This window comes from Streptomyces sp. SID12501, assembly GCF_010550245.1.
Lineage (GTDB): Bacteria > Actinomycetota > Actinomycetes > Streptomycetales > Streptomycetaceae > Streptomyces.
Window position 1 is genome coordinate 1 of sequence record NZ_JAAGLU010000745.1, and the last position, 427, is coordinate 427.

At 76.3% G+C, this 427-nt stretch carries 1 protein-coding gene; it reads left to right on the forward strand.

What is annotated here, in order from left to right; genetic code table 11:
- Positions 1 to 246, forward strand: a 246-nt coding sequence (locus tag G3I71_RS48245) for a beta-propeller fold lactonase family protein (protein ID WP_164325316.1), incomplete at its 5' end; no start/stop codon positions are given.
- Positions 247 to 427 lie beyond the last annotated feature (181 nt).

Sequence of the window (427 nt, forward strand, 5' to 3'; positions counted from 1 at the left end):
GGTGCCGACGTCATCGTCACGTTCTCGCTGGCCGACGGCCCCGAGAAGCCGCAGCTCACGGGCACCGTCGGATGCGGCGGCCACTGGCCGCGCGACCTGGCCGCGGACCCCTCGGGACGCCGCCTGTACGCGGCCAACGAGCGGTCCGGGGACGTCACCTGGTTCGACGTGGACCCGCTGACCGGCCGGCCCCGCCGGGCCGGCTCCCTCCCGGTCCCGGCCGCCACCTGCGTGGCCTTCGACTGACGCCGGGGCCGCTCCGGAAAGACTCCGGGGCACGCGCGAGGGCCCGCCCCGGAGCCTTCCCGGAGACGGGCCCTTCGTGTGTGCGGCGCCTACTGGGAAACGGCGCCCAGGCTGATCCCGAGCGCGGCGCTGTACTGGGCGACGGCGAGCTTGCCGAGCGCCGGGTAGGCGCCGAGCACCT